This is a genomic window from Streptomyces sp. CNX435 (genome assembly GCF_059570575.1).
The window spans coordinates 56,428-81,051 of the sequence record NZ_JCANTA010000012.1; the positions used below are offsets into that span (position 1 = coordinate 56,428).

Below are 24,624 nucleotides of genomic sequence, written 5' to 3' on the forward strand. Positions count from 1 at the left end.
CAACCGCCCCCGGGTACGGTCGGGTCGTGACCACCGCGCCCGTCCCCGAGCTGTTCGGCTGGGAGTTCGCCACCGACCCCTATCCCGCGTACGCGTGGCTGCGCGAGCACGCCCCCGTACGCAGGACGACGCTCCCCAGCGGCGTCGCGGCGTGGCTCGTGACCCGCTACGCCGACGCCCGCCAGGCGCTGGCGGATCCGCGGCTGTCGAAGAACCCGGTGCACCACGCGGACGACGCGCAGGGCAAGAGCAAGACCGGCATCCCCGGCGAGCGCAGCGCGGGTCTGACGCCCCACCTGCTGAACATCGACCCGCCCGACCACACGCGGCTGCGCCGCCTGGTGTCGAAGGCGTTCACGCCCCGGCGCGTGGCCGGGTTCGCCCCGCGGGTCCAGGAGCTGACGGACGGCCTGATCGACGGGTTCGCCGGCCGCGGCAGCGCCGACCTCATCCACGAGTTCGCGTTCCCGCTGCCGATCTACGCGATCTGCGACCTGCTCGGCATCCCCCGCGAGGACCAGGACGACCTGCGCGACTGGGCGGGCATGATGATCCGCCACGGCAAGGGGCCGCGCGGCGGCGTCGCCCGCGCGGTGAAGAAGATCCGCGGCTATCTCGCCCAGCTGATCCACAAGAAGCGGCTGGGGGACGGCGACGATCTCGTCTCCGCCCTCATCCGCGCCTCCGACCACGGTGAACAGCTCACCGAGGAAGAGGTCGTGGCGATGTGCTTCGTGCTGCTCTTCGCGGGCTTCGAGACCACGATCAACCTGATCGGGAACGGCGCCCACGCCCTGCTGCGCCACCCCGGGCAGCGGGCCGCGCTGCAGGCCGCCCTGGCCCGCGGCGAGCGCCGGCTGCTGGAGACGGGCGTGGAGGAGCTGCTGCGGTTCGACGGGCCCGTGGAGATGGCCACGTGGCGGTACGCGACCGAGGCGCTGGAGATCGGCGGGGTCGCCGTCGCGGAAGGGGATCCCGTCCTCGTCGTCCTCGCCGCGGCGGACCGCGACCCGGCCCGGTTCGACGCCCCCGGCACCCTCGATCTGGCGCGCCGGGACAACCCGCACCTGGGCTACGGGCACGGCATCCACTACTGCCTCGGCGCGCCGCTGGCCCGGCTGGAGGGTCAGACGGCGCTGGCGACCCTGCTGACCCGGCTGCCGGATCTGCGGCCGGCCGGCGACCCGGGCGAGCTGCGCTGGCGCGGCGGGCTGATCATGCGGGGGCTGCGGACGCTGCCGGTGGAGTTCACTCCTCGCTGACCGGGGAGCCCTCGGTGCCTTCGGCGGCCCCGTCCCTCGCATCCGCCGCATCCGCCCCGTCCGCCGCATCCCCCGCATCCGCGGCCTCCGCGGCGCGGATCGCCTCCCGGTACGTACGCGCCGCCGCCCGCAGCGCCGTCTCCGGGTCGACGCCCTGCGCCTCGGCCCGCAGCGCCAGCGCGAGCAGCTCGGCGCCGAAGCCGTCCGCGGGGCCCGCGGGCACGTCCAGCCCCGCCGTGCGGGCCCGGCCCGCGAGCTTCGCCACCAGCGACAGCGCCGGCTGGGCCGGCGGCACGCCCTCGGTGACCGACGTACGGCTCTTCTCCACGGCCTTCTCGCGCAGCCAGTGCGCCTTGACGTCGGCCGGGGTCTCGGCCACCGCGTCGCCGAAGACGTGCGGGTGGCGGCGGACCAGCTTCTCCACGAGGGTGCCCGCCACGTCGTCGACGGAGAACGGCGCGTCCGGGTCCTCCTCCGCGATCCGCGCGTGGAAGACGACCTGCAGCAGCACGTCCCCCAGCTCCTCGCGGACGGCCTCCGCGTCCCCCGACTCGATCGCCTCGACCAGCTCGTACGCCTCCTCCAGGCCGTACTTCACCAGCCCCTCGCTCGTCTGCCCGCCGCTCCAGGGGCACGCGCGCCGGATCCGGTCCATCACCTGCACCACGTCGACCAGGCGCGCCCCCGGCAGGTCGTACGACCCGGGCAGCAGCTCCAGCGACGGCATCTCCACCCGCCCCGACCCGGCCAGCCGCGCCAGTCCGTCCGTCAGCCGCGGCTCGCCCTCCGCCCCGGCGACCACGACGACGGTGGCGCCCGCGGCGCAGGCGTCGGCCAGCTCGCGCGCGTCGGGCTCGGCGGTCTCCACCGCGACGCCCGCCTCGCGCAGATACGGCAGCTGCGGGTGCGCGGCGTCGGCGCACAGCACGCGGTCGGCGCCGCGCAGCACCTCCCACGCGGGCCAGGACAGCAGCCCGGGGGCGATGCGGTGGGTGGTGGTCAACAGGACGATGCGGCCGGTCACGTCCCCGACCGTAACCGACGCCACTGACACTCCCGCACCGCCGGCCCGTACACGATCTTGTTACGGCCCTCGGCCCGGCCGCGCCGCCGGCTCACCCCTGGGGCGCGACGTCGCCCTCCGCGGTGGCGCTGACCTGCTTGATCCACGGGGTGTCGGCCTGCGACAGCCGCACCTGCTCGTTGTCCCACTCGCCGTACCGCGGGCTGACGTCGATGCCCAGGTCCCTCGACGCGTCGATCAGCAGCTGCCCGAGCTGCGCCTGACCCTCCTGCGTCTGCGGGTTGATGCCCAGCTTCTCCACCAGCCCCTGCACCTTGAGCTGCTGCTCGTAGTGGGTGTCGAGCGCCTCCGGCGCGATGCCGTACTGCTGCAGGTACATCGCCTGCAGCTGCTTCTCGCCGCCGACCGACTCCGCCTCGTCCCGGCGGGTGCGCTGCACCTCGCCGCGGGGGACCGTCACACCGTGGTTCTCCGCGGCCTGCTCGATGACCCGGCCCTGGAGCATCGAGTTCAGCGTGTCCACGCTGAGGTCGCCGCTCTGCTTGATCATCTCGTCGGCCTGGGGGCTGGCGTTCTGCGCTTCGCGTACGTCAGCGACCCGGTTCTGCAGCTGCGAGACGGTGATGCGCTCGTCGTCGCCGAGCACGGCCGCCGCTCCCGCGCGCGGTTCGCTGCCGCACGAGCTGAGCAGCGGCACGGCCACGACGATCGCGGCGACGGTTACGGCGAGCGCGGTCCTGCGCATGGCGGCCTCCTGGGCTGCTTTTCTGCGGCGGCGTGCCACTTCGTGATACGGATCACGATCTTACGCAAGGGGCGCGCGGCGCCACCACTGCTCAGCCGTGACTTGTCTGTTCGGCCTTCATTCATGTTCCGTACACCGCGGCACAAGAAGGTTCGGCAGTGACCGTATCCGACGTGCCGACGCAGTCGGCAGCCGCCTCCACCTCCCCGCCGAAGGACGCCGGCGCCACCCGCTCCGACGCCGCGCGCTCCGGCCCCGCGCCCGCCCGGCCGCCCGGCCACCGCTACGACGTGGACGTCATCCGGCTGCTGTGCGCGTGCGGCGTCATCCTGGGGCACACCGGCTCGGAGTTCATCAACGCGGTGGGCCGCCAGGAGGCGAACGGCGCCGCCGCGTACTGGGCGGGCATGACCGCCGACGCGATCAGCCGGTTCGCCGTCCCCATGTACTTCGCGATCGCCGGCTGGGCCGTCCTCGTCGGCGCCCCGCCGCGCGACGGCCGGCGCCTCGCACAGCGCATGGTGCGCATCGTCGTCCCCATGGGCGTCTGGACGGTCGTCTACCTGCTGTGGGGCAAGCTGCGGGAGACGAACGAGGACCCCCTGCGGGACCTGGCCGTGGACGCGGCGTTCGCGACCGTACGCCCCGCCTACCACCTCTGGTACCTGTACGCCTACGTCCCCGTCGTCCTCCTCCTCGGCTTCGTCGTCCTGCTGCGCGCCGGCCGGCGCCCGTGGTGGCTCGGCGCAGTGCTCCTCGGCTTCGCCCTCGGCCCCGGCCTGCTGGCCGACGCGGGCCGGGCGACCGGCTGGGGGACGCCGTCGTTCGGCTGGGGCTTCGGGGTCTACTCGATCGTCTACGCGGCCGGGGGCGCCCTGCTGTTCTCGCTGCGCCCGCGGAGCGGGCGGGGCACCAGGGCGCTGTGGCTGGGCGTGGCGACGGCGGCGACGGCGGGCGTGCTCGTCTACCAGACCCAGGTGAGCTACGTGATCCCCAACGCCCATGTACTCGTCGCCGCGTTCACCGGCGCGGTGCTGCTGACGCTGACCCGGGTGCGGGTACCGGAGCGGTGGCGCCCGCGCCTGAAGCGCGTCGCGGGGGCGGCGTTCGGGGCGTACCTCGTCCACCTGATGGTGATCCGGACGCTGGCGGAGCCGGTGGTGTCGGCGGATCTGGGCGGCGTCGAGGCGGTGGCGCTGACGGCGGGGATCTGGGCGGCGAGCGTGGTGCTGTCGTTCGGCGCGGCGCTGCTGTGGCAACGGCTGGGCCTGCGGCGGCTGCTGGGGTAGGGCGACCCCGCCCCTGCCCCGCCCGCCGGGGCAGGGGCGGGCGCCCTTCTCCTACTACTACTTCTCCTACTACTACTTCGTCAGCGCCCTGCGCACCTTCCCCAGCGCCCTGCGGGCGTTCGGCACCCGGCCGAGGTTGCCGCCCGGCAGCCCCAGCGCGGTCAGCCGCTTGCGCTTGAAGTACCGGCGCGTGTCGGCGTCCAGATACACCGCCAGCCACTCCTGCGCGCTCGGGCGCAGCCGCGCGTGGTTGTCGGCCTGCATGCAGTACCCCACCGCCGTGAGCAGTCCGGCCAGTTGGGCGGTGTCCCGCGCCGGGCCGCTCGCGGCGGTGGAGCCGCCCAGCTCCGGCACGATCGAGTCCACGATGGTGACGGGGATCCGGTTGCTGTTCTGGTACGGGGTCAGCCGCTCCAGCAGCGTTTCGGTGCCGACCCGGGCGACGGGGATGCCGTAGCAGGTGGCGGCGGTGAGCATCGCCGTGGAGAAGCAGCCGACGACGAGCCGCGGGCGCAGCGTGCCGTACAGCGCCTCGGCGAGCATCGGTTCCTCCTGCACCGTCAGCGCGACGCCCGCGTCCGCGGCGGCCTTCTGCAGCACCGTGGAGTAGCGGGCGGGGGCCGTGGGGTGCGGCTTGAAGAGGACCGAGGTGTGGCCGGCCGCGGCGGCGCCGCGCAGCATCCGCTCGTGCAGCGCCTCCTCCTCGGCCTGGCTGAGGATGTTGAGCGCGGCGAGGTACTGGCCGAGGAGTACGGCGGTGGGCGCACCGCCGCCGTCGCCCCCGCCGTCGCCGTCGCCCCCGCCGTCGCCGCCACCCCCGTCGTCACCGCCGCCGTCCGCCCTCGCGGGCAGCCCCGGCGCGGCGGCGGACACCTCGTCGAGCACCGTGCGGAACGCCTCGTTCGGCACCACTTCCGCCGGCACCCCGTACTCGGTGAGCAGCAGCGGCTCAAGGCCCGGCACCAGGTCCAGGTGCAGCAGCCGCTGGACCCGGCAGGCCACGTGCTGCGGCAGCCGCTCGCGGGTCGGGCCGTAGCTCATCAGGCCGTCCGCGTACACGTGCACGTCGGCGTCGGCGAAGATCGCGACGAGCGCCTTCGCGGGCGGCGCGGTCACCGACTCGACCACCAGGTCCAGCGGCCCGTCGCCGAGGTCCCAGGCGGCGCGCAGCAGCCGCTGCAGCAGCGGCGCGTCGGCGCCCCGGGGGTGCCATGCGGCGGGGTGGTGCGGGCGGATCTCGCGGTTGTAGTCCAGCACCTCGTCGAAGCGGGCGGCGACCGGGGTCCAGCCGTGCATCTCCGACAGCTGGGTCGCGGTCTCCGGGACGGCCGCGTTGTTGGCGACGAGCAGGATGCGGCGGGCCCCGGCCCGCGGCCCGAACTGCCCGGCGTCCAGCGCGGCGGCGAGCGTCGCCGCCCCGTACAGCGTGGAGACCTCGAAAATCTGGGTGCGGTGCTCGTGCACGGCTCAGGCGACCCTTTCCGGCTGTCCCGTACTGCTGTCCTGCTTCCCCGGCCGGCCCGTCCGCCCGGGCTTCCCTCGCCCCGACGCGCGCAGTTGCCGCAGCATGCGGCCGCGCTGCTCGTCCATGCCGCGCAGCGTCTCGTCCAGCACGTCCTGCGGCATGCGGCGCAGCGCCGCGGCGGAGGCACGCTCCAGGCGCCGGGCGAGGCCGGGCTCCAGGCGGTCGGAGTTGCCGCGGTGGAAGGCGATGAGCGCGCAGTAGGTGCGTACGGCCTTGGGCAGGAAGCGGGCGGCCTCGGGGTGGGCGTTGACGGCGTCGAGCATCGCGTCGTGCGCCGGGATGAAGTCGAGCTGGCGGTCGTCGCTGATCTGTGTCAGCGAGGTCTTCACGCCGCGCCGGTAGAAGACGCCGAGCAGGCCGGTGACCGCGAAGGTCTCCGCGGTCAGGTGCAGCGTCCAGGTCCACAGCCGGTCCTCGGCGGTACGCAGCTCGTCGGCGAAGCGCCCGGCGCCGTCCTGGAACAGGCGGCGGTGGTATATGCCGGCCCAGACGAAGGGGTAGTCGACCATCGTTTCGAGGTTGGCCTGACCGATGCCGTCGCGGGCCGCGAGTATCGCGTCGCGCCGCCGGGCGGGGGCGCGCCGTACGACGCGGTCGCGGCCGTTGGACTGGACGTGGTCGGTGCGGACGAAGTCGGTGCCGTACCGGTCCATCGCGGCGATGAGGTCGTCCAGGTAGCCGGGGGCGTACCAGTCGTCGCCGTCGAGGAACGTCAGGTAGTCGCCGCGGGCGGCGTCGATGCCGCTGTTACGGGCGCGGGCGATGCCCTGGTTGGTCTCGTGCCGGATCACCCGCGCGCCGGGCAGAGTCCGCGACGCGTGGTCGACGATCTGCGGGGTGGCGTCCGTCGAGCAGTCGTCGACGAGGAGGAACTCGCGGTCGGGTCTGGCGTTGCGGGCCAGGCTGCGCAGAGTGTCCTGGGCGAAGTCCTGCACGTTGTGAAAGGGCACGATGACTGACAGTTTGGGCACTTCGCAAGGCTAGAAGGGCAATCGTTTAAACGGTTGCCGCGCAGGAGGCCGGCGGGTGAATTCTCGGTGCCCGACGCGCAAACGTGCGCGGTGGCGGGCGCGTTCAGTCGGTGTGTTCAGTGGGTGTGCCCGGCCTGTGTGCTTCGGTCGGCGTGCCCGCTCGGTGCGCTCAGTCGGTGTCGGTCGCCGCCAGCACGGCCAGCCGGCGGCCGTCCGCGCCGACCGCGGCCAGTGCGAGGTCCCAGGCCACCAGCTCGAACCACGCCGTGTCGGCGACGAACCCGTACCAAGCGCACTCCCCCGCGCGTGCCTCCACCTCCCCCATGGGCGAGCCCTCCGCGGCCCCGGAGAGGGCCGCCAGGGACTCCCACGCCGCGAGCCGCCCGTACGCGCCCGCGCGGCCGGAGTTGTACGCCCCGCCGGTGGACGCGGCGGCGAAGAGCATCCCCCACGCCTCGGCCGGCGAACAGGCCACGGCGGCGAAGGGGTTGCGCGCCGACGGCTCCCGCAGGCAGTCCAGGCCCAGCGACAGCAGGGCCGCCGGCACCGCGCGGGCTGCCAAAGGCTCCGCGAGGCGGAACTCCCGCGCCTCGACACGCCCGTTGGACTCCTCCGCCCAGTTCGCCACGGCCGCGGCCAGGAGCCGGGCGCCGGCGTCCGTCGTCGTCTCCTCGGCCGCCGGTGCGTGTCCCCCGCCGCCGGCCGGCAGCGCGCCCGCCGCTCCCGGCCCCAGCGCGCCGTACGGCAGTGCGTTGCCGCTGCCGGTGCGCCCGTGGCTCGGCAGCGCCGGCCGGCCTTCCGTGCCGGACAGCGTCAGCGGCAGCCGGCCCAGCGGATGACCGCTCAGGTACGGCGACGCCGCCGCCCACTCCGCGATCCCCGGCTTCTCGGCGACGGCGATGCCCCTGAGCACCATCTCGTGCAGCAGGCAGGCCCGTAGCTCGTCCGGCGCGTCCCCCGTGAACGCCGCGGCCAGCTCCCCCGACGGCTGGCCGCCGGCCAGCAGCGAGGCCGCGTGGCGGTCCAGGGGGCGCCCGGCGTCCGCCGCGGCGGCCACCAACCGCACCGCCGCGGCGCAGTTCCCGGGGCCGGGGGTCGTCGCCAGCAGCCGCAGCAGGTGGTCGAAGACGCTGCGGTACTGCCAGACGTCCCCGCCGGCCCCGCTCCCGTACACCCCGGCGAGGGCGACCCCGAGGTCCGCGGCGAAAACGGCGTCCCCCTGCGCGAGCCGCTCGTCCGCCTCCGCCCACACGGCCCCGACGCTGTCCAGGGTCGGCAGGTCCGCGACGATCTTCTGTATCCGGTCGGTCACGGCGTCGAGCCTACGTGCCCGGCCGGCCGCGTACGTGGCGGCTTCACGCCGTCGCGTCGAGCAGCCCGGCGACGGCGAGGCGGTCCGCAGCGGACCCGTAGTTGTGCCCTCCCACATACGGGCGACCCCAAAGAGTGTTGTGCAAGGCCGCGTCCAGGGACAGGGCCGGTGAGGGCGGCGATGTTCAGATGCGGTCGTGCTCGTTGCTTCGGCCGGACTCGGCATGGTGGTTCGGCGGTATCGCCTGCTCGATGAGCTTGTGCAGTTCGTGGGCGACGTGGAAGTCAGGGGTGGTGTGCGAGCCCTCGCGGAGGTCTGTCGCGAGGTGCCGGTACAGGCGTGCGACGTTGGCCGCGTCTGTCGGCAGTGCGCTCGCGTCGTCCGTGCCCACCGGGACGGGTGTCCACTCCGGGCTGTCGGGTCGGGACTCGTGGAGATCGAGTCGGCCGATCTGCAGCTGTGCCGCCCATGGATGGGTTTCCGGTGCGGAGGTGAGTGCGAGGTTGCCTTCCGTGCCGGCGATCTCGATGCGTGTCCTGGGCGCGGCGGCCTCGCCGTCATGCAGATGGACGGACATGACGGCCCCGCTGTCGAGTTCGGCGCTGGCGAGGAAGTGGTCGGGTGAGGTGACGGTGACGGGTTCGCCGGTTTCGGCAAGGCGGTGTTCGGGGGTGCGGATGGCTGTTCTGGCGGAGAGGTCGCGGATGGGTCCGAGCAGGTGCTGCATGAGGTCGAGGGTGTGTCCCCCGAGGACCTCGACGAGTCCCGCGCCGTTTCCTTGATCGTAGGTGTAGGCCGTCCAGGCAGGAACCTCGCGCGTGCTCCCTTTGCTGCGGGAGCTGTAGACGGTGGCCGACTGCACGGTCCCGAGGCGACCCTCCGCGATCATCCCACGCGCGTGGCGGACCGCCGGGTTGAAACGTGCCTGCAAGCCGGTGACGTGATGGATCCCGCTGGCGCGGACGGCGGCGGCCAGTGTGCCGGCTTCGGCGGCCGTGGTGCTCAGTGGCCATTCGCAGTACACATGTGTGCCGACGTCGAGCGCGGTGGTGACCAACTCGACGTGTTCGGGCACCTTCACGGCGACGATCACGAGATCGACGTCGGGGTGCGAGGCGAGGCTGCGGGCATCGGTGAACGCGTACCGTGCGCCGAACCGTGCGCGTGCGGCTTCGGCGCTGTGCTTGCGGGTGGTCGCGACCGCGGTCAGCGCGAAGTGGGGTGACGCGGTGATCGCGGGGATGTGCGCACGCGTGGCCCACCCTCGGTCAGGGTTTGCCCCCAGGATCCCCACGCCGATCTGCTTGGGCATTCCCACACCTCCCCATAAGCGGGTCAACCTGTTCCATTTTCTGGAGCGTACCAGAAGCGGAGCATGGCGACCCGGTTGGCTAGACTTCGGGCATGGACTCCGCAGTGGATGCGCTCCTCGCGCAGGGCGAGACCCGCCCGCGGGCGGATGCGCAACGCAACGTCGAGCGGCTGATCGCCGCGGCGCGGCAGGCACTCGATGCGCAAGGGCTCGCCCTCACGACCCGCGACGTCGCACAACGCGCCGGAGTGGGCCTGGGGACGCTCTATCGGCGGGTTCCGTCTCTGGATGCACTACTGGCGGCGATCCTTATGGACACCATCGACGAGATGACCGACCGTGCTCGTCGTGCGCTCGACGAGCCCGACCCGTGGCGGGGTTTCATCGAGTTCGCCGAGCTTTACGTACGGTTGAGGGCGTCGAGTTGCGGTCTCCACGATGCACTGTCCGGTGCCGGGGACCAGTTGGATCTGGGCCCACGGATCAAGCGTCTCCAGCAGTCGGTGCGTCAGCTCGTCCAGCGGGCGCAAGACGCGCACGTGATCCGCGGTGACCTCGACTGGCGTGATGTCCCGTTCGCGCTCGCCACCGCGATACCCCCCGACCACACCGTCGGTCTCGAAGCGAGAACCGACCAGTGGCGCCGAAACCTGCGCATCGTGCTGGACGGCCTGCGCCCGGCCGAGGACGGTTCGGCAGGCACGCGCCAGGAGTGAGGGGCATGCCGCGAGCGGCGTTTCCGCCGGGTCATGGGCACCGCCCTGCTCAACCAGGCCGCCGAGACGTACGGGAGGCGTCTGGAGAAGGCCCTGGTGGACCAGGGCTTCAAGGACGAGGTCGTCATCCACGGCGCCCTATGGACGTCGAAGTCGTCCGCCGCAACCGGGCCGACCAGGGCAAAGGATTCCTCCCGCAGCCGAAGCGGTGGATCGTGGAACAGGTCAACGGGACCCTGATACCCCACAAGCCGAAAGAGGAACTGTCATGACCGAGCCGACAAAACCCGACCACATCGACGTATCCGTCCCCCATAGCGCGCGCGTCTGGAACTACTGGCTGGGCGGCAAGGACTGGTTCGCCGCCGACAAGGCCGCCGGCGATGCGTACTGCACCAAGTACCCTGATATGACGCAGATGGTCCGGGAATCACGGAACTTCCTGGTACGCACCGTCACCTACCTTGCCCGAGAGTGCGGGATGCACCAATTTCTCGACGTAGGTGCCGGACTGCCCACAGCCAACAACACTCACGAGATCGTTCAGCGCATCGCGCCCGAGAGCCGCGTGGTCTACGTCGACCACGACCCCCTCGTCCTGTTGCATGTCCATTCCATGGGTGACAGCACCTTAGAGGGTGCTATGGACTACGTGCTCGCGGATATGCGCGACACGGACCTCGTCCTGGACGGCGCCGCGAAAACCCTGGACTTGAACCGGCCCATCGCCTTGATCAGCAATGACGTGCTAGGGCACATCGTAGACTGGGACGAAGCCCTGGGCCTGGTACGCCGCCTCGTGGCCCGGGTCCCCTCGGGGAGCTATTTGTCCCTGAGCCACTCCACCGCCAGCGATGCCAAACATCGTAAGGTGCAGGACGAATACAACAACTCTGGCGCCATTCCTTACATTATGCGTGAACCGGATGTGACGAAGGCTTTCTTCGAGGGCCTTGATCTGGTCGAACCCGGCTTCGTGTCCTGGCCGAACTGGCGACCCGACGCGAATACCGGCCGCACCACCGAGCGCGCGGGGTGGGGTGGCGTGGCACGCATCCCGTGATCCCATGACGACGAACAGCGCGGACCAGGCGCAGCACCTCGGGGATCGCCCGCACTTGACGATTCGTCGGGTTGGTGCTGCCGTCCTCGTCGTCGGTCCCGGTGAATCGGTGCCGGCCTCCCGAGTAGCGGTGATCGCGCGGACCACCGTCGAACTGCTGAGAGTGCGGGCACAACAGGCGGACAAGGCGCGAGGCATCGAGCAGCGGATGCACACGGCCGTGCTACGCCTCCTGCTCCGCGGCGAGCACCGCTTGGCCGCCGACGTGCTGGGCGGCATCACCGCCATGCACGCCACGATGTACCGGCTCACCAGCAATCCCCCGCGCTACATACCCCGCCTACCAGGTGGCCGTCGAAACCGTCGCCGGCCCCGACGACGTACCCGCCGCACTGCCACGCCGCGGAGGCCGCACCTACCGGGGTCCACGACCGCAGGCGCCGTCGACCGGATCCTGACCTGCCCACCAGCGGCGCTCTCCCGCCGCCGCCCTACCCCAACAGCACACCGCGGCTCACGGCCGTCTCCTGCTCCACCCGCGAGAGCTTCTCCGGATTGCGCACGTAGTACATGCCGGTGACGTACCCGCCGTCGACCCGGACCGCCAGTGTCCCGTCGATCTCCCCGTCGAGACGGAAGATCAGCCCCGGGCCGCCGTTGATCTCCACCGCGTCGACCGTCCACCCCGCCATGTGCTTCCGCCACCCCGAGGCCACCAGGCGGGCCACCTTGTCGGCGCCCACGACCGGGCTGGGCAGGGCGTGCCGGATGCCGCCGCCGTCGCTGAGGGCGACGACGTCCGGCGCGAGGGTGTCGAGAAGGCGCTGGACGTCGCCGGTCTCCACCGCGTACCGGAAGGCTTCGAGTGCCGCCCGGGCCTCCGCCGGGGAGGCCGTGCCGTGCGGCCGGCGCGCGGCGACATGGGCACGGGCCCGATAGGCGGTCTGCCGCACGGCGGCCGGGGTCTTGCCGACGGCGTCGGCGATCTCGTCGTAGGGCAGGGCGAAGACCTCGCGCAGCACGAACACCGCCCGTTCGACCGGCGCGAGCGTCTCCAGCACGAGCAGCATCGCCATCGACACGCTGTCGGCCAGCTCGACGTCCTCGGCGACGTCGGGCGCGGTCAGCAGCGGCTCGGGCAGCCACGGCCCGACGTACGACTCCTTCCGGCGGCCGAGCGTCCGCAGCCGGTCGAGCGCCTGCCGGGTGACGATCCGCACCAGATAGGAGCGCTGCTCCCGGACGGTGGCCAGATCGACGCCCGCCCAGCGCAACCAGGTCTCCTGCAGCACGTCCTCGGCGTCGGCGGCCGAGCCGAGCATCTCGTACGCGACGGTGAACAGCAGGTTCCGGTGGGCGACGAACACCTCCGTCGCCCGGTCCGCCGCCTCCGTCGTGCCTGCGCCGCGCCGGCCCATGCCGTGCTCCCACCTGTTCCGTCCCGGTTCCGCCACACCCACTAGACGCCGCCCGCCGCCGCTTTGTCACACCCCGCGCGCAGTGACCCGCGTCATACGCCCCGCGCTGTTACGGGACCCGGGGCGGCGTCGTCTCGTGACCGTCAGGACGCCGCGCGCACCACTCGCGCCGGCGCGCACCACCACGAGTGAGGACGAAGCCATGGAGACCACGAAGGCGCAGGCCCCGGAGGCCGATCCGCGCCGCTGGGCCGCGCTGTTCTTCATCGGACTGGCCCAGCTCATGATCGTGCTGGACGGCACGGTCGTGAACATCGCACTGCCGTCGCTCCAGCAGGACATGGAGATCTCCGACGGCGACCGGCAGTGGATCATCACCGCGTACACCCTGGCGTTCGGCAGCCTGCTGCTCCTCGGCGGCCGGATCGCCGACTACGCCGGCCGCAAGCGGACGTTCCTCGTCGGGCTGCTCGGCTTCGCCGGCGCGTCGGCCCTCGGCGGCGCCGCGGACGGCTTCGGGATGCTGCTCGGCGCCCGCGCCCTGCAGGGAGGGTTCGCGGCGCTGCTCGGGCCGTCCGCGCTGTCGCTGCTGACGGTGACGTTCACCGAGCCGAAGGAGCGCGCCAAGGCGTTCGGCGCCTGGGGCGCCATCACCGCCATGGGCGGAGCGATCGGGCTGCTGGCGGGAGGGGCGCTGACCGAATACCTGAACTGGCGCTGGTGCCTGTACGTCAGCGTCCCGGTCGCCCTGGTCGCCGCCGTCGGCGGGCAGGCGCTGCTGAAGGAGTCGCGGAACGAGGGCCGGGCCCGGTTCGACATCCCCGGCGTGCTGCTGGTCACCGGCGGCCTCGTCGCGATCGTGTACGGCACGGGCCGGGCGGAGTCCGACGGGTGGGACTCGGCGCCGGTCCTGGGGCTGCTGGCCGGGGGCGCGGTGCTCCTCACCGCGTTCGCCCTCGTCGAGCGCCGGGTACCGGCCCCGATCCTGCCGCCGCGCCTGGTCGCCGACCGGACCCGCGGCGGCGCCTATCTGAGCGTGGGGCTGACGCTGGTCGGCATGTTCGGGGCGTTCCTCTTCATGACGTACTACCTGCAGGCCGTCAAGGGGTACTCGCCGATCAGGACGGGCGTGGCCTTCCTCCCGATGACCGTGGTGGTGCTGATCTCGGCCGGCGGGTTCTCCTCCCGGCTGCTGCCCAAGGTGCCGCCGCGGGTGCTGATCGTGCCGGGGCTGCTGCTGGTCGCCGCGGGCATGCTGTGGCTGCGCACCATGGAGACCGACACGCCCTACGTCCAAGGCGTGCTGGTCGCGGGGCTGCTGCTCGGCTGGGGGGCGGGCATGATCATGCCGGTGGCCTTCGACTGCGCCACCCGCGGGGTCGACGAGCGCGACGCGGGCGTCGCCTCGGCGAGCGTCAACACCGCGCAGCAGGTCAGCAGCTCGATCGGCACCGCGCTGCTCAACGCCATCGCCGCCGGTGCGACCGCGGACTACCTGGCCGAGCACGCAGCGCGGGGCGGGAGCCCGGCGTTGGCGAGGGAGGCGGTGCTGGAGGGGTTCATATCGGCGGGCGCCTGGGCGGCGGGGATCGTCCTGGTGGGTGCGGCGGTCGTCGCGGTGCTGCTGAACGCCCCGCGCCCCGAAGGGCAGGACGGCGCGCAGGACGGCGGCGAGGACGGGGCGAAGGACGCCGGGGATTCCGGAGACGTGCTGGACGCCGATGTCTCGCCGTCACGTACCTGACCCGCGGTCAGGTACCGCACTGGCGCCGCAGCGTCTCCTTGTCCGCCGCCGTCACCGGCAGCTCGTACTTGAGCGCGACCTGCGCGAACCGCACGCCGTACGCGCAGCGCACCTCCTCGTCGGGCGGCAGCCACTCCGCCGGACCGGAGTCGCCCTTCGAGGAGTTGGTGCCGCCGTCGACCGCCAGCAGGTTCAGCGGATCATTCGCCAGCTGCCGGCGCTGGTCCTCCGCCCACCGCGCGGCGCCCAGCTGCCACGCGTACGACAACGGCACCACGTGGTCTATCTGCACCTCCATCGAGGAGGACGGACCGCGTGCGAACGCGATGTCCCGGCCGGCGTACGGATCCGCCAGCTCCATGGCCTCGACCACGCAGTCGTCGCCGCTCTCCAGCCGTATGTCCGTGCCGTCGCGGCGCAGGAGGTCGTTGCGGGTGTCGCAGCCGTTCCCGGCCAGCGGCACCCCGGCCGCGGTGTCCAGCCAGGCGTAGCCGAACTCGTCGCGGTCGTAACCGGTGCCGGGACCGCGGGACTTCGTGGCGAGGCGGTCGATGACGCGCAGTGCGGCCTCGCGGTCGGCGGCGGTGATGAGGGGGGCGAGGCCGGGGGCGGTGCCGTCGGGGTTGTCGAGGGGGGAGGCGGCGCGGCCGGGGGCGGGCTCGTCGGAGGCGGGGCCGGAGGAGCTGGGGCCGGAGGGGCCGGGGTCGGCGGGGGCGTTGTCGGCGGGCGGCTTGCCGGCCGGGTCCTCCGCGATGTCGCAGCCGGCGGCGGTCAGCATCACGGTCACGGCCGAGGCGGCGGCGAGGAGCGGCGGCAGCAGGCGTATTCGTATCACGGCACTCGCAGTTCACGTCGGAGCGTCGGACGGTCGCGGCGTCGGCGCGGCGGAGCCGGGACCCGGCCGGGTCCCGGCTCCGCATGCTAACCGCCCGCTACGGAATGACCTCCGCCCGGTCGACGGACACGAACGCCGCGCTCGCGTCGGCGTTCTTCTCCCCCGTCACCCGGATCCGCACCGTGTGCTCGCCGCGCGGCAGTTCGGGGCTCACCCACTGCAGCTGCTCGCCCACGCGCGGACTGCCGTAGAAGTCGACGCGCTGCTCCGCGCCGCCGTCGACGGAGATCGCGGCGATGCCGTTGCCGGTGTCCTTGACCGACAGCAGCGCCAGCCGCGTCCCGGTGAAGCGGAACGTCGCCGTGGCGCCGGCCTCCGCGCTCCAGTGGTCGTTGCCCCAGAAGCACTGCACGGCGCACCCGCTGCCGGAGTTCCAGTTGCCGGTGTACGTCACCGCGGGGTCGGTGTCGTTGATCGCCGTGGTGCCCGGGCCCGGGTCGCCGGCCGGCAGGTCGATGGTCGCGCCGGCGGCCACGGGGGTGCCGAGGTCCGGGCGGCCGTCCGCGGTCCAGCCGATCTTCTGCACCCGGGTGGTGCGCCAGCTGTAGGTGAACGTCGTCGTGTTCTTGGCGTGGTACGCGATCCAGTCCTCGCTGCCGTCCGGCGACTTGAAGAAGAAGTGGTGCCCGGGGCCGTACACGCCCCTGCCGTCGTTGCGCGAGAACATCGGGCCCGGCTCCTGCCGCCAGGCGGCGGGGTCGAGCGGGTTGGCGCCGGGGGCCAGGGACTTGGCCCAGATCGAGTAGTCGGGCTTGCCGGTGTCGCAGGCCGAGTACGTGAGGTAGAGGCGGCCGGCGGCGTTGTGCAGCGGGGTGGGGCCCTCGCGCACCTCGGGGCAGTTGCCGTCGGCGGGGATGTGGACCCGGCCGCCGGAGAGGGTCCAGGGGTTGGACATGGGGGCGACGAAGAGCTGGTTGCCGACGCCGTCGTTGCGCTGGCCGCTCCAGGCGAAGTAGAGCTTGCCGTCGTGCCGGAAGGGCTCGCCGTCGATGGCCCAGCGGTCGTTGGCGAAGTCGGCGACCTTGGCCTTGAAGTGGTACGGGCCGAGCGGGTCGGCGCCCTTGGACTCCAGCACGTACATGCGGTGGGTGGGGTCGTTGCCGTCGCTGGCGGTGTAGTAGAGGTACCAGCGCCCGCCGTCCCGGAAGAGGCCGGGGGCCCAGATCTGCTGGTTGCGGGAGGGATCACTGTCGCGCCACACCTCGTGCGGGGAGGCGGTGAGGAGGGTCGCGACGGAGGGGGACTTCCAGATGCGGAGGGCGTCGCCCTGGGTGGTGGCGACGTAGTAGTTGCCCTCGTACGTCACGAGGGTGGGGTCGGCGCCGGTGTTGACGGGGTTGCGGAACTGGCCGGCGGCGGCGGGCTGGGCGGTTGCCGGGTCGGCGGGGGCGTCGGCCGGCGGGGGCTCGGCCGCCGGGCCCTGGTCGGCCGCCGCCGGGCCGAGGCCGGCCACCACGGCGACGGCGAGCAGCGTCGCGGCCAAGGCCGCCCAGGGGCGGCGGCGGTGTCTGCGTACGGCGTGGGTCACGGTGTGTACCTTCCGTGCGGTGCCTGTGGGATGTGGTGCGCAGAACGGTGCCGGGCGGGCCTGAAGAGGTTTCTAGCGAAGATTTCAACGTTGTACAACCCGTTGCGACTGGAGGTCGCGCTACGGCTCACCACGCCCGTCGTCGGGGCGATTCGGCGTCTCGTCGGGCGCAACCGCCCCTCGCACCAGTGCCACCAGCCATGAGTTCAGGGAGCGGTCGTCCGTTTCGGCGGCAGCCCTGGCACGGTCGTACAGGTCTTCGGGCATGCGGAGATTGAACTTGATCACCCGTCAAGTGTGGCCCTACAATGGGGCCATGGCAAGGTTTCGTATGTACCCGACGCCTGCACAGGCTGAGCAGATGCTCGTGCACTGCGCGCACGCCCGGTACGTGTGGAACCTCGCGGTCGAGCAGCATGCGCACTGGCGCAGGTGGCGCAAGTCCGCGCCTGGTTTCGCCGAGCAGTGCCGCCAGCTCACCGAAGCCCGCCGCGACAACGAATGGCTCGGCGCCGGGAACGCGGACGTGCAGCAGCAGGCACTCAAGGACTTCGCCAGGGCCAAGAACGCCCGCTTCACGTCCGGGTTCGGCGAGCCGACCTGGCGCAAGAAGTACCGGCACGAGGGCTTTAGGGTCATCGGCACCGACCGCATCCCTGAATACGAGCCGGACGGCTCCCCGAAGCTGAACGCCAGGACCGGCAGGCAGGTCATGGGCCGCTCAGTTGTGGCACAGAAGCTCAACCGCCGGTGGGCGCAGGTGAAGGTGCCCGGCTGCGGCTGGGTGAAGTTCCGTCTCACCTGCGCCGGGCCGCCGAGCGCGAAGACGTTCCGCGTTACCTTCCGCAACGCCCGGTGGCACATCGCGTTCGCCGTCATCCCCGCGCCGATCGACGCCCCCGGCACCGGCGAGGTCATCGGTATCGACCGGGGCGTGAAGATCACCGCAGCCCTCTCCGACGGCCGCACACTGAACTGCCCCCAGCTCACCGTCAAGGAACGCGCCCGGCTCCGCAAACACCAGCGCCGCGCCGCCCGAGCCCCGAAAGGCAGCCCGCAGAAGACCGCCGCCTACGGCAAGGTCGCGCGGCTCAAGGCGCGTGAGGCGGACCGGCGCAAGGACTGGTGCGAGAAGACCTCAACGATGCTCGCCCGCACCTACGACGTGGTGCGGTTCGAGAAGCTGAACATCACGAACATGACCGCCTCCGCCAAGGGCACGGTCGAACAGCCCGGCAAGAACGTACGCCAGAAGGCCGGTCTGAACCGGGTGATCCTCGCCCAGGGCTGGGGCCTGCTGAGGCAGCGCACCGAGCACAAGGCCCCCGGACGGGTCGAGGACGTACCCGCCCCGTACACCTCCCTGCGGTGCAGTGCCTGCGGATGGATCGACAAGAACTCGCGCAAGAGCCAAGCCGAGTTCCGATGCACCGAGTGCGGCTTCACCTGCAACGCGGACACCAATGCTGCAACCAACGTCGCGGTAGGACAGGGCGGGATTCCCCGCCCCCGGCGCACAGCCGGTACCGGAGGGACGACAACGGCCACCGGCCATCCGAGCGTCCGTGAACCTCAACCCATCCGGGTTGGAATCCCTTTCTCTTAAGAAGGGGAGGATGTCAATACCGGGTGCTGCGCGAGGCGGGCGTGACCTGGACGACGGTCCAGGGCCGCACGCGGCTGGTACGGCTGCGGCGGGACGACCTGGACGAGCGGTTCCCGGGCCTGCTGGACTCGGTGCTCAACGGCGCCTCCCGGCACCCGGCGGGCTCCGCCTGACCCGCGCCGCGCGACCTCGTCCCCGTCGTCCGCCGGGGGTGTGCGGGCCCGCCCGCCGCTTGGCGCGTGGCGGCGGACGGACCCGCGCTTACTACTGCTTCCCGTACCGGCGCTACTCGACAGCCCGTGCCGGAGACGCGCCCTGGATCGACAGCTCGTAGGGGAACGGGTCTCCGACCCCGACCTCCCACATCGGGTAGTTGCGGTGCTGCGACGGGGTGGCCGCGACGACGAGCATCATGTGCGTCTCGCTGCCCTGGAGGCTGAAGTTCGCCGTCTGGCCGGGTGCGAAGGCGTCGCTGTACCGGACGGAGAAGTCGGGTGACACCGCCGCCAGCCGGAACCGCCAGTCGGCACCGGAGAGGTCGGACCGGCCCTGCAGCTGGACGGACACCTGACCGCCGCCCGGATTGAGCTGGATGACGTTGTGCCCGTACTGGTGCGGGGCGTCACTGTCGGCGATGCGGTACTGGTTTCCGCCGAGGCTCTGCAGGGGATCGGTGTGCAGGGGGCGGTAGCTCCCGCCGCCGGGCCAGAGGTCGCTGCGGATCGCGGCGCCGTCGGCGAAGTCGTAGACGACCTGCCGGGACGTGTACTCCGCGATCAGCTGGGCGAAGTCCTGGTGGTCGAGGCTGAGGACGCGTTTGATGGTGTCGATCGGGTGCTCGCCCTGCTCGGCCTCGTACCAGAACCGGTCGATCGTCTCCGGCCCGTAGAGGTCCCGGATGGTGTTGAACAGCATCCAGTCGCCGTAGTACGTCTCCTGGGACAGCCACCGGCGGTGCTGGCGGTCGACGTAGTAGCCGGATCCGACGGTCACCTCGGGGCGCTTCATCCGGGCCATGTAGTTGGCGTGCGCCTCCCAGACGGGCCCGGCCACCGGGTTGCCGGCGCCCCAGCCGCCGCCGTGGCCGGCCTCGATGTTGAGGTCGACGGCGTAGTTCTGGAGGACGTGGTTGAACTCGTGCGACTCGACCCAGTCGTCCCAGATCTTGTCGTAGGGCAGGCACATGTGGCCCAGCCCGATGTCGTCGCGGCCGGCCCAGTTGGCGGGCGGCAGGAAGTCGCCGGACCAGGTCCCGCACAGGTAGAGATTGATCCTGTACTGGGACCCGGCGTCGTGGTCGGCGGGATCGACGAACCCGACCTCGTTCACGTAGTAGTCGTAGATGTCGTCCATGTGGTCCGCGACCCACTGCGGGTAGTTGTCGATCCCGCGGTGCTCGCGTCCCCACGCGACGGCGTCGACGGCGTCGCCCCAGCGGACGGCGAAGTGCTCGGACTCGGCGACGTTCTGGGTCGAGGCGCCCGCGTCGATCATGAACTGCGGTATTCGCGTCTGCTTCGCCTGGACCTGTGCGTCCGGCGCCGCGGCGGCCGGGCTCGCCGCGCCGGTCGGCGTGGCGCCGACCGGGCCCGCGAGCACGAAAGCCACCGCTGACGCGGCGGCCACGGCGAGGCCGCGCCGCCACCGGCGCCGTAATCCGGGCGTGTGTCGTCTGCGGAACATGGGATCACCTTTTCTGTGGGAGGGCCGTGCGAGTGCTGTGGGGGGTGAGACGGCAGCCCGCGGCGGAGCGGGGGCTGCCGTCGGCTCAGGGCGTCGGCTCAGGGCGTCTGGACGACCTTCTGCATGGTGCCGTCCGGGTTGAAGAACAGATCGTCGACGGCCACGGAGCGGCGGAAGTTGCCGCCGCCGGGAGCGCCGGCCGTGTGGTAGACCATGTGCCACCGGTCGCCGAACTCCATGATCGCCGGATGGTTCGTCGTCGAACTCACCTGGTCCAACACGACTCCCCGGTGCGTCCAGGGGCCCGCGGGGCTATCGGCGGTGGCGTACCTGATGCAGGCGTAGGCCGAGTCGGTGACGCAGTCGGCGCCGGAGTTGGAGGCGTAGGCCATGTAGTAGACGCCGTCACGCTCGAACAGCCAGGGCGCCTCCCAGAAGCCCGTCAGACCCTCCGGCTCGAAGACCCCGCCGTCGAGCGCGGTCATGGAGTCCTGCAGCCGCGCCGCTCGGGGCTCCCAGTACGAGCCCCAGTACAGGTAGATCTCGCCGTCGCCGTCGATGAACACCGTCGGGTCGATGTTCAGCGCGGAGGAGCCCGGGGTGGAGTCCGAGATCAGCGGCCCGCCGATGGCGTCCCGGTACGGGCCGAGCGGGTTGTCGGCGACCGCGACCCCGATGTTCATCCACCCGTTGTCGGTATGGCCGTCGACCGAGACGAACCAGTAGAACCGGCCGTCGGGGCCCTCCACCACCTCGGAGGCCCAGGCGTTGGCGCCGGCCCACGCGAAGGTGTCGAGCGAGAGGACCGCTCCGTGGTGCTCCCAGTCTGCCGACTCGTTCGAGGGCGCCTGCGACGAGAACGCATGCCATTCGCGCATGACGAACTCCTGCTGACCGGGCGCCGCTTCGTCGCGCCCGGTGAAGACGTACGCGGTGCCGTCGACGACGAGCGTGGCGGGGTCGGCGGTGTAGATGTCGGTGACGATGGGGTTGGCCGCGCGCTCGACGCCGACCGGGGTTTCCGGCACGGCTGCTGGCGGCTCGGACGGTTGGGCCCTGCCGGCGCTTGCGGCGGACCCGGACTGCTGGGCGGAGTCCGGGTCTGCCGCCGCGGCCACGCCGGCGGTGAGGAGCAGGGCCGCCGCTGCCGAGACCAGTCGGATGAACGGTCTCCGATACGTCATCGTGGTGCCTCCTTCTTGGCTGGTGTGTGCACGAAGCCACCCGGGGGCGGCTCAGGACAGGAAGCTGCCGTACCGGCCGTTCCGGATCCCGTCCTTCTGCTGCTGGTTGAAGTGGCAGTTCGGGTAGTCGTAGAACGACGCCGACATCGGCGTGCCGTCGGTGTACGTGGAGTCGGGCAGCCCGAAGGCGTGGCCCAGTTCGTGCACCATGCCGCCGTACCACCGGTTCATGGGGCCGTTGGTCCCGGCCGCGCCGTCGGCGTCGTGGCCGCTGAGGATGACCCAGCCGGAACCGCCGCCGCCACCGGAGACGCCGTCCTTCTCGGCGCTGATCTCGCCGACGCACAGCCAGCGTTCGTCCGGCGACCTGAGGCCGAACCTGGCCATCAGCTCCTGCTGCATGTTGAACACGACCCACCAGTACTCTTCGGCGTCGTGCGGCGTGTTCTCGTACCACGCCTGGTCGTGATCACCGTCGACCACCTCCACCACCGGGTCGTTCAGCGTGAACGTCACGCCGAGTTCCTGTCCGTAGTAGCGCTGCGACTCCCGCAGCACGCCGGCGATGCCGTCGGGATACCGCTGGTCGAACGGCACGTCCGTGGGCCGGAGCCAGAACACCCGCACCGTCCCGGCAGGCGGTTCGGCGGCCCGCTTCCCCGCCCTCGGCCTCGCCGCGGCCTCGGCCGTCCCGGCCGCTCCCGCGGGCCCGGCCAGAGCCCACGAACCAAGCGTCGCCACGCCTCCCGCCGCCGCGGCTACCACCGCACGTCGTTTCACCTGTTTCTCCTTTGCTCGTTGAGAGTCGTGCACATGACAGATCTGCCGGATTCTTCTCCGATATGGAGAACTACGTTCGGGATTCCGAATCCCGACGCTTATCCCCCGGTACGCCAGTGGACGTTGAAGTGGGTGTGGTGCGTACGGTCGACGGGCCGCAGCGTGACGTCCTCGCCGTCCGCGCGGGCGGCGAAGGTCACGGTGTCTGCCGCCTGCCGCTCGACCCACCCGGCCGCCACCTGCGACATGGGGAAGCCGCTGCGGTCGCCGTACTGCCCGGCGCGCACTACCGGGCCGTGGAGCACGGCCGGCACGGCCGGGGCGTCGGGGGTGGGCTCCAGCGCGATGCGCATCGGCAGCGAGACCTCGACGGTGTCGCCGGCCTGCCACTCCCGCTCCACGGTCGCCCAGCCGCCGGGCGCCGGACGATACGGCGGCTCTTCGCCGTTGACGGTGACGACGGCGCCCTCGGTCCAGGCCGGGATGCGGACGCGAAGTCGACGTCGACGTCGTGAGTGAAGCGCTCGGCGACGTCGAGCCGGCGGGCGTCGGCGGTGACGGCGAACAGGTCGGCGAGTACGTCGTTCATCCCGCCGTACTCGGTCTGCGGCACCCGCCGCAGGTGTGCGGGGCTGAGCGCCGCCGTGCGCCGGTCGAGCCACTCGGCCTGGGCGAGGACGACGTCGAGTGCCTGCTGACTGCCCGCGAGCCGGCGCTGGTCGACCAGCCCGTACGGCGCCCAGACGCCGCTCCCCGCCTCCAGCCGGTCGAAGAAGCTCTCCGGGTACGCGGACAGGTACCCCTGTCCGTAGCGGGCGGCGGGCGAGGCGGCCTGGCGCTCGGCGGGCGCGGCGACGAGTTCGCCGCGCTTGGCGCGCACGGCGTCGTCGCCGGTGTCGGCGTAGGTGAGGGCGAGACCGGACAGCAGATGGCCGGTGCTGTGACCGCGCAGCTCGGTGGTCGGCGACTCCCAGCCGCGGCGGGGCTGGGCGTTGCTGGGCAGGCCGACGTTCCGGCGGAAGGTGTGCGGCAGGCGGGTGATGTCGACGAAGCGCAGGTAGGCGGTGCTGCGCGACTGGTTGGCCCGGAAGGGGCCGCCGAGCAGGGAGACGGCGCGGACCGCCGCCGGCACCGCCCGGCGCGGACTGGCGGTGCTGGTGCCGGCGCCGGCGCCGGCGCCGGTCTGCGCTGCCGCGGCTCCGGAAGCGCCGAGCGCAGCGGTGGCTGCGCTGCCGGTGACTTTCGCCAGTAAGCGCTGTCTACTGGGGTGCTGGGTCATGGGGGGTGGTCACCTTCGAGGGGGGCGTTCGAAGTATCGGACGGCGTACGGGATTTGGCACCAATCGAAACTACTCTCGATGCGGAATGCGTCAACCCGGAAAGCCCCGCGAATCCGCCCGCGGCGAGGGCGGGGCGGGGGCGAGGGCGGGGAATCGGGAGCCGGGACCGGGGGCGAGGTCCCGGGGGTCGGCGGCCGAGGTCGGGAGCCGAGGTCGGAAGCCGTGAGCCGGGTGGCCGCAGCCTCACCCGCCGTTGAGCAGGGCCTCCCCCAGGTCCGTACGCCGGTGCATCACGCACTGCCCGCGTCGCTCGGAGCGTACGAGCCCGGCCTCGCGCAGGACGGCCGCGTGCCGGCTGGCGCTGGCGGGTGCGACGTACAGGGCGTCCGCGATGCGCCCGGTGGACATCGGCCGGTCGAGCAGTTCCAGCACGCGGGCGCGGGTGAGGCCGATGAGTCGTACGAGGGAGTCGGCGGCATGGGCGGGTTCGGCGCCGGGGGCGGGGGCGGGCAGCCAGCCGGGCGCGGGGGTGAGCGGATGGACGAGCACGGGCGGCAGATCGGGATCGGCGAGGGCGACGGGCCTGCGGGTGCAGAAGAACGAGGGGATCAGCGTGAGCGGCCGCCCGTCGAGCGCGAACCCCCTGTCCACCGGGTACGCACACTCCAGCCGGTCCCCGCGCCAGGTCACCTCCGGCGCGTAACTGGCCAGCAGCCCCTCCGCCCCCTCCCGCAACGCGGCCTCGGCGCGTACGGGCCGATCAGCGGCGGCAGCCGACCGGATCGCCTCCCGGTACGGCGCCACGGCGACGTCGTAGTACCGCTGCACCGCGTCCCCGAGCCGCCGCAGGGCGGCGGAGTCCCCGTCGGCCAACCGCCGTGCGCCGCGGGGCGGTTGGCCGTTGGCGCAGAGCCGCCCGATCTCCTTGCGCAGCCGGGTCTTGGGGGTGCGCAGCACCTGGTCCAGCTCGACGTCCAGGGTCCGCCCACCGCCGGCGCTGGGCGTGAGAAAGTCCGGAAAGTACGCGGCCTCAGGGCAGAGCCGTTGCAACGACTCCACGGTCTCCCCGAGCCCGACGGCCCCCAGATCGCCCCACACCCGCCGCCGCCAGGGGTCGAGGGCGAGCGCCGCGTGGTGGGTCTGCAACGCCTGGAGGCTGAGGACGACTTCCCACATGGGACTGACGTCCCCGGCTGCCCGCAGCCGGTTGAGGTCGGCAGACGTGAACTCGATGTGCAGCATGATTCCCCCGTGAATGAGACGAGTGGTGCACGGTCTCAGTTGCAG

General features: G+C 72.2%; 22 protein-coding genes and 3 pseudogenes. 8 read left to right on the plus strand and 17 right to left on the minus strand.

Annotation, left to right across the window (positions count from 1 at the left end; translation table 11 throughout):
• Positions 1 to 26 precede the first annotated feature (26 nt).
• A complete protein-coding gene (locus tag T328_RS20500) occupies positions 27 to 1,262 on the plus strand; it encodes a cytochrome P450 family protein (protein ID WP_496497562.1) in 1,236 nt (411 codons plus the stop codon).
• Here the strand turns inward: T328_RS20500 and T328_RS20505 are convergent.
• Both T328_RS20505 and T328_RS20510 read right to left on the minus strand, forming a co-directional pair.
• Complete coding sequence (locus T328_RS20505; protein WP_496497563.1) at positions 1,249 to 2,286, minus strand: nucleoside triphosphate pyrophosphohydrolase; 1,038 nt, start codon at positions 2,284 to 2,286, stop codon at positions 1,249 to 1,251. The genes T328_RS20500 and T328_RS20505 overlap by 14 nt on opposite strands.
• A 91-nt stretch (positions 2,287 to 2,377) precedes the next feature.
• A complete protein-coding gene (locus tag T328_RS20510) occupies positions 2,378 to 3,031 on the minus strand; it encodes a SurA N-terminal domain-containing protein (RefSeq protein ID WP_496497564.1) in 654 nt (217 codons plus the stop codon).
• 158 nt (positions 3,032 to 3,189) lie between these two features.
• Between T328_RS20510 and T328_RS20515 the strand changes: the two genes are divergently transcribed.
• Entirely contained in the window at positions 3,190 to 4,320 is a 1,131-nt protein-coding gene (locus T328_RS20515; protein WP_496497565.1) for an acyltransferase, read from the plus strand.
• Positions 4,321 to 4,392: 72 nt separating this feature from the next.
• Here T328_RS20515 and T328_RS20520 read toward each other — a convergent pair whose 3' ends face one another.
• The 4 genes from T328_RS20520 to T328_RS20535 form a co-directional block, all read right to left on the minus strand.
• Positions 4,393 to 5,784, minus strand: coding sequence for a polysialyltransferase family glycosyltransferase (locus tag T328_RS20520; RefSeq protein WP_496497566.1), 1,392 nt, complete (start codon positions 5,782 to 5,784; stop codon positions 4,393 to 4,395).
• Between the two features lie 3 nt (positions 5,785 to 5,787).
• A complete protein-coding gene (locus T328_RS20525) occupies positions 5,788 to 6,816 on the minus strand; it encodes a glycosyltransferase (RefSeq protein ID WP_496497567.1) in 1,029 nt (342 codons plus the stop codon).
• Between the two features lie 169 nt (positions 6,817 to 6,985).
• The gene (locus T328_RS20530) at positions 6,986 to 8,128 is read right to left on the minus strand and encodes a DUF6183 family protein (RefSeq protein ID WP_496497568.1); all 1,143 of its coding nucleotides are present in this window, start codon (positions 8,126 to 8,128) and stop codon (positions 6,986 to 6,988) included.
• 184 nt (positions 8,129 to 8,312) lie between these two features.
• The gene (locus tag T328_RS20535; protein ID WP_496497569.1) at positions 8,313 to 9,440 is read right to left on the minus strand and encodes a Gfo/Idh/MocA family protein; all 1,128 of its coding nucleotides are present in this window, start codon (positions 9,438 to 9,440) and stop codon (positions 8,313 to 8,315) included.
• A 92-nt stretch (positions 9,441 to 9,532) separates the two neighbouring features.
• Here T328_RS20535 and T328_RS20540 point away from each other — a divergent pair, with 92 nt between their 5' ends.
• The 3 genes and pseudogenes from T328_RS20540 (at position 9,533) to T328_RS20550 (ending at position 11,219) form a co-directional block, all read left to right on the plus strand.
• Positions 9,533 to 10,156 (plus strand): TetR/AcrR family transcriptional regulator, encoded by a 624-nt coding sequence (locus T328_RS20540; RefSeq protein ID WP_496497570.1) that lies wholly within the window; start codon positions 9,533 to 9,535, stop codon positions 10,154 to 10,156.
• Positions 10,157 to 10,192: 36 nt separating this feature from the next.
• A pseudogene (locus T328_RS20545) lies at positions 10,193 to 10,398 on the plus strand (IS5/IS1182 family transposase); the annotation flags it as partial.
• 26 nt (positions 10,399 to 10,424) lie between these two features.
• Positions 10,425 to 11,219, plus strand: a complete 795-nt coding sequence (locus T328_RS20550; protein ID WP_496497571.1) for an SAM-dependent methyltransferase — start codon at positions 10,425 to 10,427, stop codon at positions 11,217 to 11,219.
• 491 nt (positions 11,220 to 11,710) lie between these two features.
• Here T328_RS20550 and T328_RS20555 read toward each other — a convergent pair whose 3' ends face one another.
• Positions 11,711 to 12,637, minus strand: coding sequence for an RNA polymerase sigma-70 factor (locus T328_RS20555; RefSeq protein WP_496497572.1), 927 nt, complete (start codon positions 12,635 to 12,637; stop codon positions 11,711 to 11,713).
• 202 nt (positions 12,638 to 12,839) lie between these two features.
• Here T328_RS20555 and T328_RS20560 point away from each other — a divergent pair, with 202 nt between their 5' ends.
• Positions 12,840 to 14,381: an MFS transporter gene (locus tag T328_RS20560; RefSeq protein ID WP_496497573.1), complete on the plus strand. Its 1,542-nt coding sequence runs from the start codon at positions 12,840 to 12,842 to the stop codon at positions 14,379 to 14,381.
• A 7-nt stretch (positions 14,382 to 14,388) separates the two neighbouring features.
• Here T328_RS20560 and T328_RS20565 read toward each other — a convergent pair whose 3' ends face one another.
• From T328_RS20565 to T328_RS20575, 3 genes are all read right to left on the minus strand, one after another.
• Positions 14,389 to 15,216 (minus strand): HNH endonuclease family protein, encoded by an 828-nt coding sequence (locus T328_RS20565; protein WP_496497574.1) that lies wholly within the window; start codon positions 15,214 to 15,216, stop codon positions 14,389 to 14,391.
• 97 nt (positions 15,217 to 15,313) lie between these two features.
• Positions 15,314 to 16,804 (minus strand): family 43 glycosylhydrolase, encoded by a 1,491-nt coding sequence (locus tag T328_RS20570; protein WP_496497575.1) that lies wholly within the window; start codon positions 16,802 to 16,804, stop codon positions 15,314 to 15,316.
• A gap of 120 nt (positions 16,805 to 16,924) precedes the next feature.
• Positions 16,925 to 17,092 (minus strand): Arc family DNA-binding protein, encoded by a 168-nt coding sequence (locus T328_RS20575; protein ID WP_496497576.1) that lies wholly within the window; start codon positions 17,090 to 17,092, stop codon positions 16,925 to 16,927.
• Between T328_RS20575 and T328_RS20580 the strand changes: the two genes are divergently transcribed.
• Positions 17,079 to 18,410 (plus strand): RNA-guided endonuclease InsQ/TnpB family protein, encoded by a 1,332-nt coding sequence (locus tag T328_RS20580; protein ID WP_496497577.1) that lies wholly within the window; start codon positions 17,079 to 17,081, stop codon positions 18,408 to 18,410. The genes T328_RS20575 and T328_RS20580 overlap by 14 nt on opposite strands.
• A 23-nt stretch (positions 18,411 to 18,433) precedes the next feature.
• Positions 18,434 to 18,583 (plus strand): ArsR family transcriptional regulator, encoded by a 150-nt coding sequence (locus tag T328_RS20585; RefSeq protein ID WP_496497578.1) that lies wholly within the window; start codon positions 18,434 to 18,436, stop codon positions 18,581 to 18,583.
• Between the two features lie 112 nt (positions 18,584 to 18,695).
• On the opposite strand, the gene T328_RS20590 is transcribed toward T328_RS20585, so the two are convergent.
• From T328_RS20590 to T328_RS20620, 7 genes and pseudogenes are all read right to left on the minus strand, one after another.
• A complete protein-coding gene (locus tag T328_RS20590) occupies positions 18,696 to 20,093 on the minus strand; it encodes a DUF6055 domain-containing protein (protein ID WP_496497579.1) in 1,398 nt (465 codons plus the stop codon).
• 98 nt (positions 20,094 to 20,191) lie between these two features.
• A complete protein-coding gene (locus tag T328_RS20595) occupies positions 20,192 to 21,277 on the minus strand; it encodes a family 43 glycosylhydrolase (RefSeq protein ID WP_496497580.1) in 1,086 nt (361 codons plus the stop codon).
• Positions 21,278 to 21,328: 51 nt separating this feature from the next.
• Entirely contained in the window at positions 21,329 to 22,057 is a 729-nt protein-coding gene (locus T328_RS20600; RefSeq protein WP_496497581.1) for a hypothetical protein, read from the minus strand.
• A gap of 98 nt (positions 22,058 to 22,155) precedes the next feature.
• On the minus strand, positions 22,156 to 22,371 hold the full coding sequence (locus tag T328_RS20605; RefSeq protein ID WP_496497706.1) for a hypothetical protein: 216 nt from the start codon (positions 22,369 to 22,371) through the stop codon (positions 22,156 to 22,158).
• Between the two features lie 96 nt (positions 22,372 to 22,467).
• A pseudogene (locus T328_RS20610) lies at positions 22,468 to 22,719 on the minus strand (hypothetical protein); the annotation flags it as partial.
• Positions 22,611 to 23,336 (minus strand): annotated as a pseudogene (locus tag T328_RS20615) (beta-L-arabinofuranosidase domain-containing protein); the annotation flags it as partial. The pseudogenes T328_RS20615 and T328_RS20610, both read right to left, overlap by 109 nt.
• Positions 23,337 to 23,580: 244 nt before the next feature.
• On the minus strand, positions 23,581 to 24,579 hold the full coding sequence (locus T328_RS20620) for an ArsR/SmtB family transcription factor (protein WP_496497582.1): 999 nt from the start codon (positions 24,577 to 24,579) through the stop codon (positions 23,581 to 23,583).
• Positions 24,580 to 24,624 lie beyond the last annotated feature (45 nt).